The organism is Achromobacter sp. DMS1, from assembly GCF_001270295.1.
This window is the reverse complement of sequence record NZ_LHSJ01000079.1, coordinates 1-14961: the sequence shown is the minus strand read 5'-3', so window position 1 is coordinate 14961 and position 14961 is coordinate 1. Positions and strand designations below refer to the sequence as shown.

12 protein-coding genes and 4 pseudogenes are annotated in these 14961 nt (G+C 67.7%); 6 read left to right on the top strand and 10 right to left on the bottom strand.

All coding sequences use genetic code 11. The features are described 5' to 3' along the window. The 3 genes from AD428_RS11400 to AD428_RS11390 form a co-directional block, all read right to left on the bottom strand. The coding region (locus AD428_RS11400; protein WP_053245237.1) for an amidohydrolase at window positions 1-1150 on the bottom strand (1150 nt) is incomplete at its 3' end. Further along, window positions 1143-2474 (bottom strand): MFS transporter, encoded by a 1332-nt coding sequence (locus tag AD428_RS11395; protein WP_082308372.1) that lies wholly within the window; start codon window positions 2472-2474, stop codon window positions 1143-1145. The genes AD428_RS11400 and AD428_RS11395, both read right to left, overlap by 8 nt. A gap of 288 nt (window positions 2475-2762) precedes the next feature. Next, window positions 2763-3518: a phosphatase PAP2 family protein gene (locus AD428_RS11390; protein ID WP_082308371.1), complete on the bottom strand. Its 756-nt coding sequence runs from the start codon at window positions 3516-3518 to the stop codon at window positions 2763-2765. 158 nt (window positions 3519-3676) lie between these two features. Here AD428_RS11390 and miaB point away from each other — a divergent pair. Then, window positions 3677-4629: pseudogene (gene miaB, locus AD428_RS24885) on the top strand (tRNA (N6-isopentenyl adenosine(37)-C2)-methylthiotransferase MiaB); the annotation flags it as partial. Here miaB and AD428_RS11385 read toward each other — a convergent pair. The 3 genes and pseudogenes from AD428_RS11385 to AD428_RS11375 form a co-directional block, all read right to left on the bottom strand. After that, a pseudogene (locus tag AD428_RS11385) lies at window positions 4618-5559 on the bottom strand (sterol desaturase family protein); the annotation flags it as partial. The pseudogenes miaB and AD428_RS11385 sit on opposite strands and share 12 nt — an antisense overlap. A gap of 1 nt (window position 5560) precedes the next feature. After that, window positions 5561-6355, bottom strand: coding sequence for a polysaccharide deacetylase family protein (locus AD428_RS11380; RefSeq protein WP_053245236.1), 795 nt, complete (start codon window positions 6353-6355; stop codon window positions 5561-5563). After that, window positions 6339-7283, bottom strand: a complete 945-nt coding sequence (locus AD428_RS11375) for a beta-propeller fold lactonase family protein (RefSeq protein ID WP_053245239.1) — start codon at window positions 7281-7283, stop codon at window positions 6339-6341. The genes AD428_RS11380 and AD428_RS11375 overlap by 17 nt, the downstream gene beginning before the upstream one ends. A 273-nt stretch (window positions 7284-7556) precedes the next feature. Here AD428_RS11375 and AD428_RS11370 point away from each other — a divergent pair, with 273 nt between their 5' ends. Beyond that, window positions 7557-8012: a universal stress protein gene (locus AD428_RS11370; protein ID WP_053245235.1), complete on the top strand. Its 456-nt coding sequence runs from the start codon at window positions 7557-7559 to the stop codon at window positions 8010-8012. A gap of 33 nt (window positions 8013-8045) precedes the next feature. On the opposite strand, the gene AD428_RS11365 is transcribed toward AD428_RS11370, so the two are convergent. The 4 genes and pseudogenes from AD428_RS11365 to AD428_RS28870 form a co-directional block, all read right to left on the bottom strand. Beyond that, entirely contained in the window at window positions 8046-9053 is a 1008-nt protein-coding gene (locus AD428_RS11365; RefSeq protein ID WP_053245234.1) for a 2Fe-2S iron-sulfur cluster-binding protein, read from the bottom strand. A gap of 63 nt (window positions 9054-9116) precedes the next feature. Continuing rightward, window positions 9117-9596, bottom strand: coding sequence for a GlcG/HbpS family heme-binding protein (locus AD428_RS11360; RefSeq protein ID WP_053245233.1), 480 nt, complete (start codon window positions 9594-9596; stop codon window positions 9117-9119). A gap of 56 nt (window positions 9597-9652) precedes the next feature. After that, window positions 9653-11113: an aldehyde dehydrogenase family protein gene (locus AD428_RS11355; RefSeq protein ID WP_053245238.1), complete on the bottom strand. Its 1461-nt coding sequence runs from the start codon at window positions 11111-11113 to the stop codon at window positions 9653-9655. A 270-nt stretch (window positions 11114-11383) separates the two neighbouring features. Further along, a pseudogene (locus AD428_RS28870) lies at window positions 11384-11854 on the bottom strand (AAA family ATPase); the annotation flags it as partial. A 150-nt stretch (window positions 11855-12004) separates the two neighbouring features. Between AD428_RS28870 and AD428_RS11350 the strand changes: the two are divergent. The 4 genes and pseudogenes from AD428_RS11350 (at window position 12005) to AD428_RS11340 (ending at window position 14838) form a co-directional block, all read left to right on the top strand. Beyond that, window positions 12005-12358: a c-type cytochrome gene (locus tag AD428_RS11350; RefSeq protein ID WP_053244182.1), complete on the top strand. Its 354-nt coding sequence runs from the start codon at window positions 12005-12007 to the stop codon at window positions 12356-12358. A gap of 13 nt (window positions 12359-12371) precedes the next feature. After that, window positions 12372-12686 (top strand): annotated as a pseudogene (locus AD428_RS24880) (c-type cytochrome); the annotation flags it as partial. Between the two features lies 1 nt (window position 12687). Continuing rightward, entirely contained in the window at window positions 12688-13887 is a 1200-nt protein-coding gene (locus AD428_RS11345; RefSeq protein WP_255352218.1) for an ABC transporter substrate-binding protein, read from the top strand. A gap of 6 nt (window positions 13888-13893) precedes the next feature. Then, complete coding sequence (locus tag AD428_RS11340; RefSeq protein ID WP_053245232.1) at window positions 13894-14838, top strand: ABC transporter permease; 945 nt, start codon at window positions 13894-13896, stop codon at window positions 14836-14838. The last annotated feature ends 123 nt before the right edge of the window (window positions 14839-14961 follow it).

Below are 14961 nucleotides of genomic sequence, written 5' to 3'. Positions count from 1 at the left end.
GCTCGTCGTTGAAGTCGTAGCCGGCGTTGTGCAGGTTCGGCCCGGCGCCCGCGCCCATGTTGATGTAGCACGAGGGCACGCGCTGGGCGATGAAGGCGAAATCGTCGGCGGCGAGAATGGGCGGATGCCCGGCCACCACCATGTCGGGGCCGAACAGCCGCGCCGCCGTATCGCGCGCGGCGAGCGCGGGCGCCTCGGCGTTGACCAGCACCGGATAGCTGTGCCCTGCCGTCTCCACCCGAGCCCGCACGCCGAAGCTGGCCGCCTGCCCTTGCACGATGTCGCCTACCCGGTCCAGGATCATGCGGCGCTGCGCCTCGTCCAGCGCGCGCACCGACAGCTTCATTTCCAGCTCGCCCGGAATGACGTTGTAGTTGGTTCCGGCATGGATGCTGGTCAGGCTGACCGCGGCGCTGTCGAAAGGGTTGGTATTGCGCGAGACAATGGTCTGCAGCGCGGCGATGATGCCGCCGGCCGCCACGATGGGGTCGGCCACGAACTGCGGCGACGCGGCATGCCCGCCTCGGCCCGTCACCACGATGCGCAGGCTGTCCACCGAGGCCATGACCGGCCCGATGCCGATGCTCATCTGGCCGAAGCGCAGCGTAGGGGTGGGATAGTTGTGCAGCGCGTAGACCGCCTCGCACGGCGCCACATCCAGCAAGCCGTCCTCCAGCATGGCGAGCGCGCCCGCGCCGCCCTCCTCGGCCGGCTGGAAAATCAGGTGCAGCGTGCCGGAGAAGTCGCGGGTACGGGCCAGCTCGCGCGCGGCGGCCAGCAGGGTCGCGGTATGACCGTCGTGCCCGCAGGCGTGCATCACGCCCGGCCGGCTGCTGGCGTGCGCGCACCTGCTGGCCTCGTCGATGGGCAGGGCGTCCATGTCGGCGCGCAGCCCGATGGCGCGCCCGCCCCTGCCCGCCCGCAGCGTGCCCACCACGCCCGTGCGTCCCAGGCCCTGCCTGACCTCGTATCCCCAGCCGCGCAGCCGCTCGGCCACCAGCGCGCTGGTGCGGGTTTCTTCGTAGCCGAGCTCGGGATGCCGGTGGATGTCGCGCCGCAGGCGCTTCATGTCGTCGAATGCCTGGAGCAGGCCGGGCTCGTAGGCCGCGGCGATGCCGGAGGCGAAGGCGGCGGAGGGGATGTCAGTCATGGTGGCGCTCCCGGAACACGCAGGTTGCGGCAAGGCTGGCGGCCAGCATGCCGATGAGATACCACCCCGGCGCCATCGCGTTGCCCGAGATCTTCAGCAGCCAGGTCACCATGAACTGCGCCGACCCGCCGAACAGCGTGACCCCGAAGGCGTAGATCATGGAGGTGCCGGTGGCGCGGATCTCGCGCGGCAGGGCCGACACGATGAGCATGGTGCTGGCCAGCATATTGACGCCCAGCGCGGCGATGAGAACGATGCGGCACGCCACGGCCAGCCACAGCATGCCCGGCATCGACAGGAACAGGAAGGTGGGATAGGCCATCGCCATGCCAACCACGATGGACCACACCAGGGGCTGCTTGTAGTTGCGCACGCGGTCCACGTACAGGCCGCAGAGATAGACCGACACCACCTGCACCACGGCCGCCACGCAGCTGAAAAGGTACGACGTGGGCGCGTCGATGTGGTTGGTCTGCATCATGTAGGTGGGCATGTAGAACAGCACGATGTAGACCATGGCGGTGCCCGACATGATGATGAGCACGCCCAGCGTCAGGTCGCGCGGATGGCGCGCGGCCAGCGTCCAGGCCGGATGCTCCGCCGCCGCGCCCCCGCCCTCGCGCTGGCAGGCGTAGGTTTCCTCGATGTTGCGGCGGATGTACACGCCCACCGGAATGATGAGCAGCCCCAGCACGAAGGGCACGCGCCAGCCCCAGGCATGCAGCGCCTCCTCGGAAAGCACGGACGTCAGCAGCAGGCCGAGCGAGGCGCCCAGCAGCGCCGCCACGCCCTGGCTGATGGACTGCCAGCTCACGAAGAAGCCGCGCTGGTTGGCGCCGGCGGATTCGAGCAGCAGCGTGGTCGCCGAACCGACCTCGCCGCCCGCGGCGAAGCCCTGCAGCAGGCGCCCGGCCACGATGAGCACGGGCGCCATCACGCCGATCTGCGCGTGCGTGGGAGCGAAGGCGATGAGCGCGGTGCCCAGCCCCATCAGCGCGATGGTCGCCAGCATGGCCGCCTTGCGGCCCTTGCGATCGGCATACGCGCCCAACACGATGCTGCCCAGCGGCCGCATGACGAAACCCACGCCGAACACGGCCACCGCCATGAGCAGCGAACCGTAGGCCGTGTCGCTGGGAAAATAGAGCTTGCCGATGATGGCGGCGAAAAAACTGTAGACCGTGAAATCGAAGATTTCCAGGCCGTTGCCCAGGCAGGCGCCCAGGATGATGCGGCGGTTTCCCCGTGGTGCGGCGCGGGCCTGGCCCTCGGCGTCGGCGGCGGGCGGCGCGGCAACTGCGCCGGCATTCTCGGCAACATGCATGTCTGGTTTTCCTACCCTGATGGTTGACGCCGCGCGGCGGCGCCGGCGGCACGGCATGCGGCGCGCCAGCCATGCGCATAGCGCTATGCCTTGTGCTTGCGCCGAATGTATATACAAGCATATACATCATGCATGCGAGCGAATACCCGGGAAAACCTGTAGGCCGGATGCGCGCGCGCCGCGCCGGCCCGTTCTTGTCTACGGGGCCAGGCGCGGCCTGCGGAAGAAAGCGGAGGAGAAAGGCGGGAACGGGGCCCCGGCGTCAATCGCCCTTGGGGCGCGCCGGCCCTAGCCGCGCCACCAGCGCCACGGCGCGCGCAGCGGCCATTGGTACTGGCTGTTGAGCACGCGCGGCGCCAGCGCCCAGCCCATCGCCACGGCGATGCCCGCGGCGACCATGACGTCCGAGAGATAGTGGTCGAGGTTGATGAGCCGGCTGACGCCCACCAGGGCGGCCAGGCTCAGGAAGGCCCAGCGCCAGCGCGGCGCCAGGATGCCCAGCGTGACGGCCACCGCGAAGGCCGCGTAGGTGTGGCTGGACGGAAAGGAATTGAACTGCTGCGCGCGCGAGAAGGACTCGCCCATGCCGTAGATGCCCTGCTCGAAATAGAGCTCGGGCCGCGCCCGGGCCACCGCGCGCTTGAGCGCCAGCACCACCAGGCCGCCCGCGGCCATGACGGACAGCATGAGCACGCTGCCGCGCACCATGCTTTCGTAACTGGTGCGCAGCGGATTGCGCCAGCCCCGGGCCATGCCCAGCATGCCCACCCCGTAGAACAGCAGCGCCATCACGACGTAGTGGCCGCTCTCGCCCAGCTCGCCCACCCATTCGAAGGAATTGTCCACGCTTTCGGAGACGGACCGCTGGATGGCGATGGCCAGCGGCAGGTCGAGCCAGCGCGCGCTGGCGCCGGCGGCCAGAGACAGCACGATGGCCAGCACCAGCCAGATGCGAACCGAAAAAGGACTGCAGACCTCGGCAGGCGCCGGCGCGGCGACGCGGGTTGCCGCCGCAGTCACGGGCGTGATGGGGTTGGATGTCATGAATTCGGAACGAGAACGATTATCAGGATCGGGCCTGCGGCCGGACCGCTATGGTAACGGCAGCGGGGGCGCAACGGTGAGCAATCTTGCAGCAAGAGGTAAAATCCGATGTTTCCATCTCCCAGCCCCCGGGATCTACACCCGTCACGGCGACCGTCATGCAAGAAACCACCCTCAAGCGCTGAGGGCGGCGGCCAGCGCCGCGCAGCCTCCCGCCGCCCCCGGCTCCGACCCCCGCTCCCCCCGCAAGCTGTACATCCGCACCTTCGGCTGCCAGATGAACGAGTACGACTCGGACAAGATGGCCGACGTGCTGCGCGGCGACCAGGGCCTCGAAATGACCGACAACCCCGAAGAGGCGGACGTCATCCTGTTCAACACCTGTTCGGTGCGCGAGAAGGCCCAGGAGAAGGTCTTTTCCGATCTGGGCCGCGTGCAGCATCTCAAGAAACTCAACCCCGACCTGGTGATCGGCGTGGGCGGCTGCGTGGCCAGCCAGGAAGGCGAGGCCATCGTCAGGCGCGCGCCCTACGTGGACGTGGTGTTCGGGCCGCAGACCCTGCACCGCCTGCCGGAGCTGATCCGGCGCCGGCGCGCCGAGGGCCGCTCGCAGGTGGACATCAGCTTTCCCGAGATCGAGAAGTTCGATGCGCTGCCGCCGCCGCGGGTCGAGGGCCCGGCCGCCTTCGTGTCCATCATGGAAGGCTGCAGCAAGTACTGCAGCTTCTGCGTGGTGCCCTACACGCGCGGCGAGGAAGTCTCGCGTCCGTTCGACGACGTGCTCATGGAAGTGGCCGACCTCGCCGACCAGGGCGTCAAGGAGGTCACGCTGCTCGGACAGAACGTGAACGCCTACCGTGGCCGCATGGGCGACACCGCCGAAATCGCCGACTTCGCCCGCCTGCTGGAATACGTGCACGAAATCCCCGGCATCGAGCGCATCCGCTACACCACCTCGCACCCCAAGGAAATGACGCAGCGCATGGTGGACGCCTACGCCACGCTGCCCAAGCTGGTGTCCTTCCTGCACCTGCCCGTGCAGGCCGGCAGCGACCGCGTGCTGGCCGCCATGAAGCGCGGCTACACCACGCTGGAGTTCAAGTCGGTGGTGGCCCAGCCATTGCTGCGACCAGAAGCCCTGGCCGTAGTCGCGCCCGCCGCGCTCCGGCAGCTGGTCGTGGATGCCGGTAGGCCCGTAGCCCACGCCGAAGCGCGCGGTGCGGAACAGCACGTCCCACACGGGAAACAGCGCCGCGAAGTTGTAGCCGCCGGCCGGGCCGGGGCGGGAGGCGTCGTAGGCGATGGAATGGTGGTGGCGATGAAAGCGCGGGCTGACCAGCAGGCGCTCGCCCACCGCGCCGAAATGCAGTCGCAGGTTGGCGTGCGACAGGCTCTGCGCCAGCTGGGTGATGGCCACCACCGCCACGAACTGCGCGGGCGGCACGCCCACGAGCTGCGACACCAGCACCACCACGGCGTCGCGCAGCAGGTCGTCGAGCAGGTGGTTGCGGTCATCGCTCCACATGGTCATCTGGCGCTGGCTGTGGTGCACGGCGTGCAGGGCCCAGAGCCAGCCGTAACGGTGCTGGGCGCGGTGGTAGAAGTAGTCCACCGCGTCGAACACGAGCAGGTACATGGCCAGGCTGACCCAGGCGTTGTCGGTCACGCCGGGCCAGATATGGTCCAGCGGCTGCGGCGCGAACCCCCACACATGGAGCTGGCCGAACACGCTGTCCCAGAGCGGATCCACCAGGAAGAACAGGGCGAGGCGGAACGCGCCCAGGCGGTGGATGAGGGTGTAGAGGATGTCGATGCCGATCTGGCGACGGTCGGTGACGGGCTCGACCGGGCGCAGCCGCTGCAGCGGGCCGAACACCAGCACGATGACGGCGATCTGCGCCGCGCCCACCAGCAGCCACATGGTGGCGTCGTAAGCGTCTTCGATGTAGTTGCTCAGCCCCAGGTGGAACAGCGCGGGCTGCACCAGGGTTTCAAACAGCCATTGCTGGCACTGGCCGAAGAGTTGACTCAGCGTATCCATATCAGCGGTGCTTGGCGATCCAGTCGCGGTAGGCCGGATGCGTGTCCAGGGTGGCGAAACAGAACCCCTTGCCCTGCAGGCCGACGATGAGGGGTTCGAGCACGGCGGGCGCCCAGGGATCCTGGCGCGACCAGATGCCCAGGTGCGCCAGCAGGATATCACCCGGCCGGATATTGCGCAGCGCCTGCTCCAGCAGGCGCGAATTGGGGAACTTGTCGCTGGGCAGCTCGTCGCCCAGGAAGCCGGCGCTGGACCAGCCGACGTGCTCGTAGCCGCACTCGCGCGCGGCCGCCAGCAGCGCCGGCGAGGTCTTGCCGCCCGGCGCGCGGTAGAGCGGCAGCATGGCGCGGCCCGTCATCTGCCGGAAGCGCTCGGCCGAACGCCTGATCTCGCCGCAATACTGCGCCGCGGTGTAGGTGTCGCGCTTGCCGGCATCGGGCCCGGCGCTGGGCTTGACGCGGAAGCGGCCGCCGGGCAGGTCGCCCTGCCAATAGACATGGTCGTAGGTGTGCGAGCCGAAGACGTGGCCTTCGGCGGCGCGCGCCTTCCACCAGGGCGCCCACTGGTCGTCCAGGCTGCTGCCGTTGGTGAGCGTGCGCTCGTTGGCCAGGAAGAACGTGACCTTGACGTGATGGCGGGCCAGCACGTCGGCCACCAGCGGCGCCACGCCCATGTGGCCGGTATCGAAGGTGAGGTACACCGGCTTGTCGCAGACCGCCGGCGCGGCCGCCGCGACGGACGGCAGCGCCAGGGCCAGGCAGAGGATGGCGCCGGCGCGCCTAGCGGGTCGCCACATGGTTCAGCGTCCAGACGCCGTGGGGCGATTTGCCCACATTCACCTGGTTCACCACTTTCTTCTGGGCCAGGTCCACCACGGTCAGCTTGCGCGCCCAGCGCGAGGTGACCAGCAGAGTCTTGCCGTCGGCCAGGATGTCCATGCAGTCCGGCCCGCCCGGCACCGCGAACGTGTCGGTGACGGCCAGGGTCTGCATGTCGATGCGGCTGATGGAATTGGCGGTGCGGTTGCTCACGAACAGGTGGCGGTGGTCGCCCTGCGCGCGGAAAGCGTGCGCGCCGGGCGCCGTCTTGATGCGCGCCTTGAGCCTGGCCGGCCCATTGCCGACGTCGTAGGCCTCGACGTAGGAGTCGCCGGTCAGCGCCACGAGCAGCGTTTTCTGGTCGGGCGTGAGGAAGACGTCGGCCGGCGTCTTGCCCACCTGCACCGTCCACTTCGGCGTCTGCGTGTGCAGGTCGATGGCGATGAGCTGGTCGCTGTCCTGCAGCGTGACGTAGGCCGTGGTGCTCTTGGCGTCGATCATGATGTGGCTGGGCGTCTTGCCCGCCGGAATGCGCTTGACCAGCTTGAGGTCGAAGCCTTTCTCGCGCGGCAGCCATTCATAGATGTCGATGTGGTCCAGCCGGTTGGCGGCCGTCACGAACCACTTCATGTCGGGCGAGAACTGGAGCTGGTACGGATCGACGATGCCGGTCAGGGTGCGCTGCACCTCGCCGGTCTTGGGGTCCATGAGCGTGATGGAATCGCCCGTGGCGTTGGCCACCATGAGCGACTTCTCGTCGGGAGTGAGGTACAGGTGGTGCGGTTCCTTGCCCGTGGGCACGCGCCGCAGTTCCTTGTACGTCGCCGGGTCGATGATGCTGACGCTGGCGTCCAGGGAGTTGAGTACGAAAATGGGGGCAGACGCCGCCGCGGCGCTCAGCGCCATCCCCACGCCCAGCAGGGCGTAGCGGGCAAAACGCAAGGGATTCAATTTCAAGGTCCGGCAAAAGGGATCGGCGATGATCCGAGTGCCCGCCATTTTGGCATAGCCGCCTGTCAAAAAGGCAACAGCGCGGGCGCCGGAAACAAACTTCACGAGCTGTTGCGGGACCGCAACAGAAGCCGCGCCGCGCGCCGTGCCCCAGCAGGGGTGGAGCGCCCGGCGCGCCGGTCATATACTGGCTTGGCCCGGCTTTCCTTTTTGCGAAGGAGAAGCATCATGTACAGGCATCTGCTCATTGCCGTCGACGGCTCGCTGCTGTCGGAATCGGCGTTCCATCGCGGCCTCGTTTTCGCCAAGGAAATAGGGGCCCGCATCACGGTGCTGCGGGTCATTCCCGAAGATCCTCTCGCGATCTACCAGGGAGAGATGCTGGCGGTGTCGGAAAGACAGCTCGCCGGCCACGCCCGACAGAATGCGCAAAGCTACCTGGACGGCCTCGAATTGGAAGCGCGCCACGCGCTGGTGCCCTGCACGCCCGTCATCGCGGTCAACGACCATCCGCACGCCGCCATCGTGGAAACCGCCCAGAAAGAAGGCTGCGACCTCATCGTCATGGGGTCGCACGGCCGCCACGGCATGGCGGGTTTCCTGCTGGGCAGCGAAACGCAGCGCGTGCTGGCGCACACCCGCCTGCCCGTGCTGGTGCTGCGCGACGGGAACGCGCGCGCCTGAGCCGGCCGGGCCGCTTTCCCGCCGCCGCAATGCTCAGGCGGCCGCCGCGAGGGGATGCTGGAAGGTGAAGCTGTCGGCGTACATGTGGTCCAGGCTCGCGCCGCGCTGCGCGAACAGGTGCCTGGCCTCCTGGATCATGCCGGGCGCGCCGCACAGGTAGAACGCGTGGTCGGAGAGGTCTTCGTGGTCTTCCAGCACGGCATGCTGCACGTGGCCGCGCCGCCCGCGCCAGCCGTCCGCCGGCCGGGACAGCACCGGCACGAAATTGAACTCGTACAGGCGCGGCGCCCAGCTCTCGATCTGCTTGCGCAGGTACAGGTCGGCCTCGGTGCGCATGCCCCAGTACAGCGTGATGGGCGGGCAGTCTTCACTGTCGAGCAGCGATTCGAGGATGGCCTTGATGGGCGCGATGCCCGTGCCGGTGGCCATCATTATCATCGGCCGCCAGTCTTCCTCGTGGTAGCTGAACACGCCCAGCGGCGCCTCGATCTCCACCGCCGCGCCGGGCCGGGCCTGGCCCAGCCAGCGGTCGGTATAGAAGCCGCCCGGAATGCGGCGCACGTGGAAATCCAGCCGCCCGACGCCGGACGCGGAAGCCATGGAGAAGCTGCGGGTCTGTCCACCGGGCAGCACCACGTTCATGTACTGCCCCGGCACGTATTCCAGGTCTTCGGGCACGTCCAGGGTCAGGTGAATCACATCGTCGCACAGCGGCTCGATGGCGCGCACCGTCGCCGGCAGCCGTCGCGGCTCGGGGAAATCCCGCCTGCCGCTCGCCGCGCTGATGCACAGGTCGGACAGCGGCCGGGCCTGGCAGGCCAGCGCGTAGCCCTGCTGCGCTTCTTCCTCGGTGAGCGCCATGGGGAACTCTTCGTAATCCACCGCGCCGGATTCCAGCTTGATGCGGCAGGTGCCGCAACCGCCGAAAGTACATTCGTGCGGCAGCCGCACGTCCGCCCGCCCGGCGGCCTGCAGCACGGATTCCCCCGGCTCCACGGAAAAGGACTGGTCGCTGCCCAGTATCTGCACACGGTATGCCATATTGATTCCTGCCTGCTGCGCGCGGCGGGCGGAGCCTTGCAGAGGCCCGGCCCGCCGGCCGGTTCATTTCTTGATGTCGGCCTGCACGGTCACTTTCATGCCGCGCGGCTCCAGCAGCTCGGCCAGCGCGGCGAGCGCCGCCAGGCCGGCCTTGGTGTCCTGCTCGCCGTTGCCGCCGCTCAGGCCCACGCCGCCGATGACCTCGTCATCGACCACGATGGGAAACCCGCCGACGAACACCGCGAACCGGCCCTCGAAGCTCCACTGGATGCCGAAGGCCTCGTTGCCCGGCAGGGCCGGCCCGTTGGGCGGGGTGTTGAACAGATGCGTGGAACGCTTGTGGCCGGCCGCGGTGAATGCCTTGTTCCAGGCGATCTGCGGTCCGGTGATGCGCGCGCCGTCCATGCGCTCCAGCGCAATGGGATAGCCACCGTCATCGACGATGCAGATGGACTCCAGCACCCCGATCTCCTGCGATTTGGCGATGGCGGCGCGCACCATCACGCGCGCCTCTTCGAGTTCCAGCCGGTAAACCTGTTTCATGGATAGCCTCTTGGGAATGTCAGGGAAGACACGGGCCCGGGACGTGTCGGCACGCCCTAGCCCGCGCGGTAGACGGTCTTGATCTGCGTGTAGAACTCCAGCCCCACGCGGCCCGACTCGCGGAAAGTGGACGTGCTGGAATGCTTGAGGCCGCCGAATGGGGCATTGATGAGATTGCCCGTGGTGGTGCGGTTGATCTTCACCGTGCCCGCCTGGATGTCGCGCGCGAAGCGGTGGGCATGGCGCGCGTCGGTCGTGGCGATGGCGGCCGACAGGCCGTATTCCGTGTCGTTGGCTTTGGCGATGGCGTCTTCGTAGCCGTCCACCTCGATCAGGGCCAGCACGGGGCCGAAGATTTCCTCGCGCGCGATACGCATCTGCTGCGTCACGTCCGTGAAAAGCGCCGGCGTTACGTAGTAGCCCTTGCCGTAGGCCCCTTCCACGAGCCGGTCGCCACCATGCAGGTGGGTGGCCTCCTGCTTGCCGATGGCCACGTAGCTCAGCACATTGTCCAACTGCTGGCGCGTGGCCAGCGGGCCCAGGTCGAAGCTGCCTTCCAGCCCGTTGCCGATGGTGAGCGACTTCATGCGCGCCAGCAGCTTCTCGGTGTAGGCCGGCAGCACGCGCTTGTCCACCAGCACCCGGCTGGTGCCGGTGCAGGCCTGGCCGCTGAGCGAGAATCCGCCTTTGATCGCCAGGTCCACGGCGCGCTCCAGGTCGGCGTCGGCCAGCACGATGAGCGGGTTCTTGCCGCCCAGCTCCATCTGGGTACGGGTCGTCAGCCCGGCGGCGCGGTGGATCTGCTCGCCCGCGGCCGTGGAGCCGGTAAAGGAAATGGCGCGCACTTCCGGCGCGGCTGTCAGCGCCTGGCCCACGGCCGAGGCCGGCCCGGTAATGAAATTCAGCACGCCGGCCGGCAGCCCCGCCTGCAGCAACGCCTCGGCCAGGCGCAGGCCGGAAAGCGGCGCATCGGACGAGGGCTTGAACACCACCGTGTTGCCGGTGATGAGGGCCGGCGCGATCTTGCGGGCGGGAATCGAAATCGGGAAATTCCAGGGCGAGATCACCGTCACCACGCCCAGCGGCTCGCGCTGGGTGTAGACCACCATGTCGGGATCGTCGTTGACGAAAGTCTCGCCGGTAAAAGACTGGCCCTCCACGGCATAGAAACGCAGCGTCTGGGCCGAGCGCATCACCTCGTCCCTGGCCAGATTCAGGCCCTTGCCTTCTTCGCGCGTGAGTTCGCGGCCGAATGCCTCGGCATGGTCCTCCAGGTACTGGGCGGCGCGCAACAGGATGGCGGCGCGCTTGCTGACCGGGGTGTCGCGCCAGGCGGCAAAGGCAGCCTGGGCGGCCTGCACGGCGCGGCGCGCGTCCTCGGCGCCGGACACCTGGAAATGGCCCACGACGTCGCCGGTGTCGGCCGGGTTGACGTTGGGCGCGGTCTTGCCCGAGGCGCAAGCGACCCATTCGCCGCCTATGTGGTTCAGAAATACCTGTTGCGAAAGATCGTCCACGGAATGCTTCCTTTGCCGGCGCGGCCGGCGGTGCGGCGTCTGAGAATCGTGCCAATGAACATTGTATACTTTAATCCGTATGGCGCGATCCGTATTAACCCCCGGTTCCGCAGGGCCGGGGCCATGAAAAAAGGGGCCGCGAGGGGCCCCTTTGCCGTGCCCGCGCCGCCTAGCTCCAGATGAGCACCAGCGCATATCGTCTGGAAATGACCAGCGCCACGACCACCGGCAGGCAGCAGCGCCCGCACCACGGCGGTGGCGCGCGGCAATGGTCTGGCGCGTTTCGTAGACATGGAACTCCATGCGGTCCAGCTCGCGCAGCAGGTCGTTGGGGAATTCGATGTCGGCCTTGTCGATTTCGTCGATGAGCAGCACGACGGGCTCGTCGGACTCGAAGGCCTGCCACAGCGTGCCTTGCACGATGTAGTTGCGGATGTCGCGCACTTTCTCGTCGCCGAGCTGCGAGTCGCGCAGGCGCGAGACCGCGTCGTATTCGTACAGGCCCTGGTGCGCCTTGGTGGTGGACTTGATGTGCCATTGCAGCAGCGGCCGGCCCAGCGCGCGGGCCACTTCTTCCGCCAGCATGGTCTTGCCGGTGCCGGGCTCGCCCTTGATGAGCAGCGGGCGCTGCAGTGTGAGGGCGGCGTTGACGGCGAGTTTGAGGTCGTCGGTGGCGACGTAGGTGTCGGTTCCTTCGAAGCGGGCGGACGGGGCGAAAGAGGCGTGCGAGGCTGCGGGCATGGTGGGCTGTACTGGTCGTGGTTGACGCGGCGCAATGCCATCGTGGGGTTTGAATCCTGGTCAATTATCGTACAATCAGGCGGTTTTGCAGCCGGGTTCGACCCGCAACGTGTTTGCCCTGTCCTTAGCCCTAACAGGAAGAGTCAGTCAATGAAGTTGCGAACCTCACTGAAGTGCATGGCCGGCGCACTGACCGCGATCGCATCCTGTGCGATCGCCGGCCAGGCAAACGCTGCGGATGCAGCGCCGGCCGGTAACATCAAAAACGCCCGGGACAAGGTGTCGATGTGCATCGGCTGCCATGGCATCGAGGGCTACAAGGCGACGTTCCCCGAGCTCTACCACGTGCCCAAGATCGCCGGGCAGAACGCCAAATACATCGAAACCGCCCTCAACGAGTACAAGAAAGGCGCGCGCAGCCATCCCACGATGGACGCCATTGCCGGCAGCCTGAGCGACCAGGACATCGCCGACCTGGCCGCGTACTACTCGAATCTCAAATAACAAGGGGGCCTACATGAAACGCATTCTGTCTGCCGTTGCAGGCCTCGTGCTGGCCGCGTGCGGCGCCGCCGCGCAGGCCCAGGACCTGGCCGCCGGCAAAGCGGTGTTCGACAAGTTCAATTGCGCCTCGTGCCACGGCGCCGACGCCAAGACCGCCGTCGATCCGTCCTACCCCACGCTGGCGGGCCAGCACGCCGACTACATCGCCCACGCGCTCAAGGCCTACAAGCGCGGCGCCTCGGGCAGCCCCGCCACCGCCAACGTGCGCAAGAACCCCATCATGGGCGCCTTCGCCACCCAGCTGTCCGACCAGGACATCAGCAACGTGCCTGACCGGGCCGGCCTCGGAGTACGCGTGCAAGAACCTGTACGACGGCAGCAAGGGCGCCAAGGTGGTGGCGGTGGAAACGCCGGACCCTTCCACGGTGGTGATGCGCCTGGCCGAGCCCTATGCGCTGTTCCTCGATCAGATGGCCAGCGTGCAATGTCCCATGGCCGTGCTCAGCCCGTCCAGCGTGGATGGCGAGGGCAAGTGGATCCAGCCGGTCGGCACCGGGCCCTATGTGTTCGCCGACTGGAAAAAGGAGCAGTACGTCGAGCTCAGGCCCTATGCGGCCTACCAGCCCCGGGAGGAAGCGCCCAGCGGCATGGCGGGGCGCAAGCAGGCACTGGCCGGGGTGCGCTTCGTGGTGATTCCCGACGCCGCCGCGCAGAAGGCCGCGCTGATGGCGGGCCAGGTCGATGCGTACAACGCCGACGAGGACAACCTGCCCGCGCGCGATCCGCGCTGGAGCATCGTCACCGAGCAGGGCCTGGACACCGTGACCCTGCTGATGCAGACGCGCGCCCCGCTGCTGGCCAAGCCGGAAATGCGCCGCGCCATCGCGCTGGCGCTGGATTTTCCCGCCATCGCGCGGGCGTTGAGCAATGGCAACGCGCCGTACAACCCGTCGCTGGTGCCCACGTCCAGCACATACTATGGCGCCGCCGAGCGCGCCGGCTACGAAAAGAACCTGGACGAGGCCAGGAAGCTGCTGCAGGCCGCCGGATACCATGGCGAGACGCTCAAGCTGCAGACCAGCAAGCGCTACCCTTATCTCTATCGCGTCGCCGTGGTGACGCAGCAGCTGCTGAACAAGGCGGGCATCAAGTCAGAGTTGGAGATGCTCGAATGGGGCGCCCAGGTGTCGAATTTCCGCGAGGGCAGGTTCCAGCTCATGGCCTTCGCCTATTCTGCGCGCACCGAGCCGGCGCTGCTGTTTCGCGACGTGATCGGCGACAAGTCGCGCACGCCGATGGCGCAATGGGAAAGCCCCGACGCGGCGGCCATCCTGGACGGCATCGAGGCCGAGCCCGACCCGGCCCGGCGCCAGCAGGCGTTCGACCGCCTGCACGCGCTGATGCTGCGCGACGCGCCGCTGCTCATGTACTACAACAAGCCGGGCTATGTCGTGGTTTCCAGCAAGCTGCACGGCTATACGGGCTGGCCGCTGCGCAAGCCGCGATTCTTCAACGTGACCAAGAACTGAGGCGTCGTGCTGGGCTACATCATCAAGCGCATCGCCGCCGCGGTGCCCACCGTCATCGTCGTGACCGTGCTGGTTTTCGCGCTGATCCGCGCCATTCCCGGCGACCCGGCGGCGCTCATGCTGGGCGACATCGACAACCCGGCGCTGCTGGCCGAGATGCGGCACGGGCTGGGGCTGGACCGGCCGGTGGCCGAGCAGTTTCTCATCTGGGTGCGCCACGTCTTCAGCGGCGACCTGGGCATGTCGATTGCCCGGCGCGAACCGGTCATGCATCTGGTGCTGAGCCACTTCGCCGTGACTGCCCAGGTAGTGCTGAGCGCCACGCTGCTGGCCTGCCTGGTGGCGGTGCCGGCAGGCATGATCGCGGCCTGGCGCCAGAACCGGCGCGCCGACACGGCCATCGTCTCGACCTCCATTCTGTTCGTCTCCATGCCCAGCTTCTGGGTGGGCATCCTGCTCATCTGGCTGTTCGGCGTAAAGCTGAACTGGCTGCCCGTCTACGGCTTCGAGTCGGTGGCGCAGGCCGGGCCGTCGGCGCTGCGCTATCTCGTGCTGCCGGTGTGCGCCATCGTGCTCACGGAGATCGCGGCCATCACCCGCATGATGCGCGCCAGCACCATCGAGACGCTGCGGCTGGAGTACGTGGCGCACGCGCGCGCCAAGGGGCTGCCCGAGCGGCGCGTCATGCTGCGCCACGTGCTGCCGAACTCCTTCGGGCCCACGCTGACCGTCATCGGGCTGATGCTGGGGCACCTGTTGTCGGGCGCGGCGGTAATCGAAACCGTGTTCACGCTGCCCGGCATCGGCCGCCTGCTCGTGGAAAGCATCTATGCCCGCGATTATCCGGTCGTGCAGGGCTGCCTGCTGTTCATCGCGCTGCTGTATGTGGGCGTCAACCTGCTGGTGGACCTGCTTTATCCGCTCTTCGACCCGCGCGTGAAATTGCAATAGGACGGACATGAACATCTTCAAGAACACCAATGCGCTGCTGGGCGGGCTGCTGGTCGGGGCAGTGGTGCTGATGGCCCTGGTGGGGCTGGTCTATACCCCGCACGATCCGCTGGAGGGCGACCT

What these genes read in the sequence shown, in the direction of transcription:
- AD428_RS11395 (WP_082308372.1), bottom strand. Translation starts at nt 2,474, where the DNA reads ATGCATGTTGCCGAGAATGCCGGCGCAGTTGCCGCGCCGCCCGCCGCC.
- AD428_RS11390 (WP_082308371.1), bottom strand. Translation starts at nt 3,518, where the DNA reads ATGACATCCAACCCCATCACGCCCGTGACTGCGGCGGCAACCCGCGTC.
- AD428_RS11380 (WP_053245236.1), bottom strand. Translation starts at nt 6,355, where the DNA reads ATGTGGCGACCCGCTAGGCGCGCCGGCGCCATCCTCTGCCTGGCCCTG.
- AD428_RS11375 (WP_053245239.1), bottom strand. Translation starts at nt 7,283, where the DNA reads ATGGCGCTGAGCGCCGCGGCGGCGTCTGCCCCCATTTTCGTACTCAAC.
- AD428_RS11370 (WP_053245235.1), top strand. Translation starts at nt 7,557, where the DNA reads ATGTACAGGCATCTGCTCATTGCCGTCGACGGCTCGCTGCTGTCGGAA.
- AD428_RS11365 (WP_053245234.1), bottom strand. Translation starts at nt 9,053, where the DNA reads ATGGCATACCGTGTGCAGATACTGGGCAGCGACCAGTCCTTTTCCGTG.
- AD428_RS11360 (WP_053245233.1), bottom strand. Translation starts at nt 9,596, where the DNA reads ATGAAACAGGTTTACCGGCTGGAACTCGAAGAGGCGCGCGTGATGGTG.
- AD428_RS11350 (WP_053244182.1), top strand. Translation starts at nt 12,005, where the DNA reads ATGAAGTTGCGAACCTCACTGAAGTGCATGGCCGGCGCACTGACCGCG.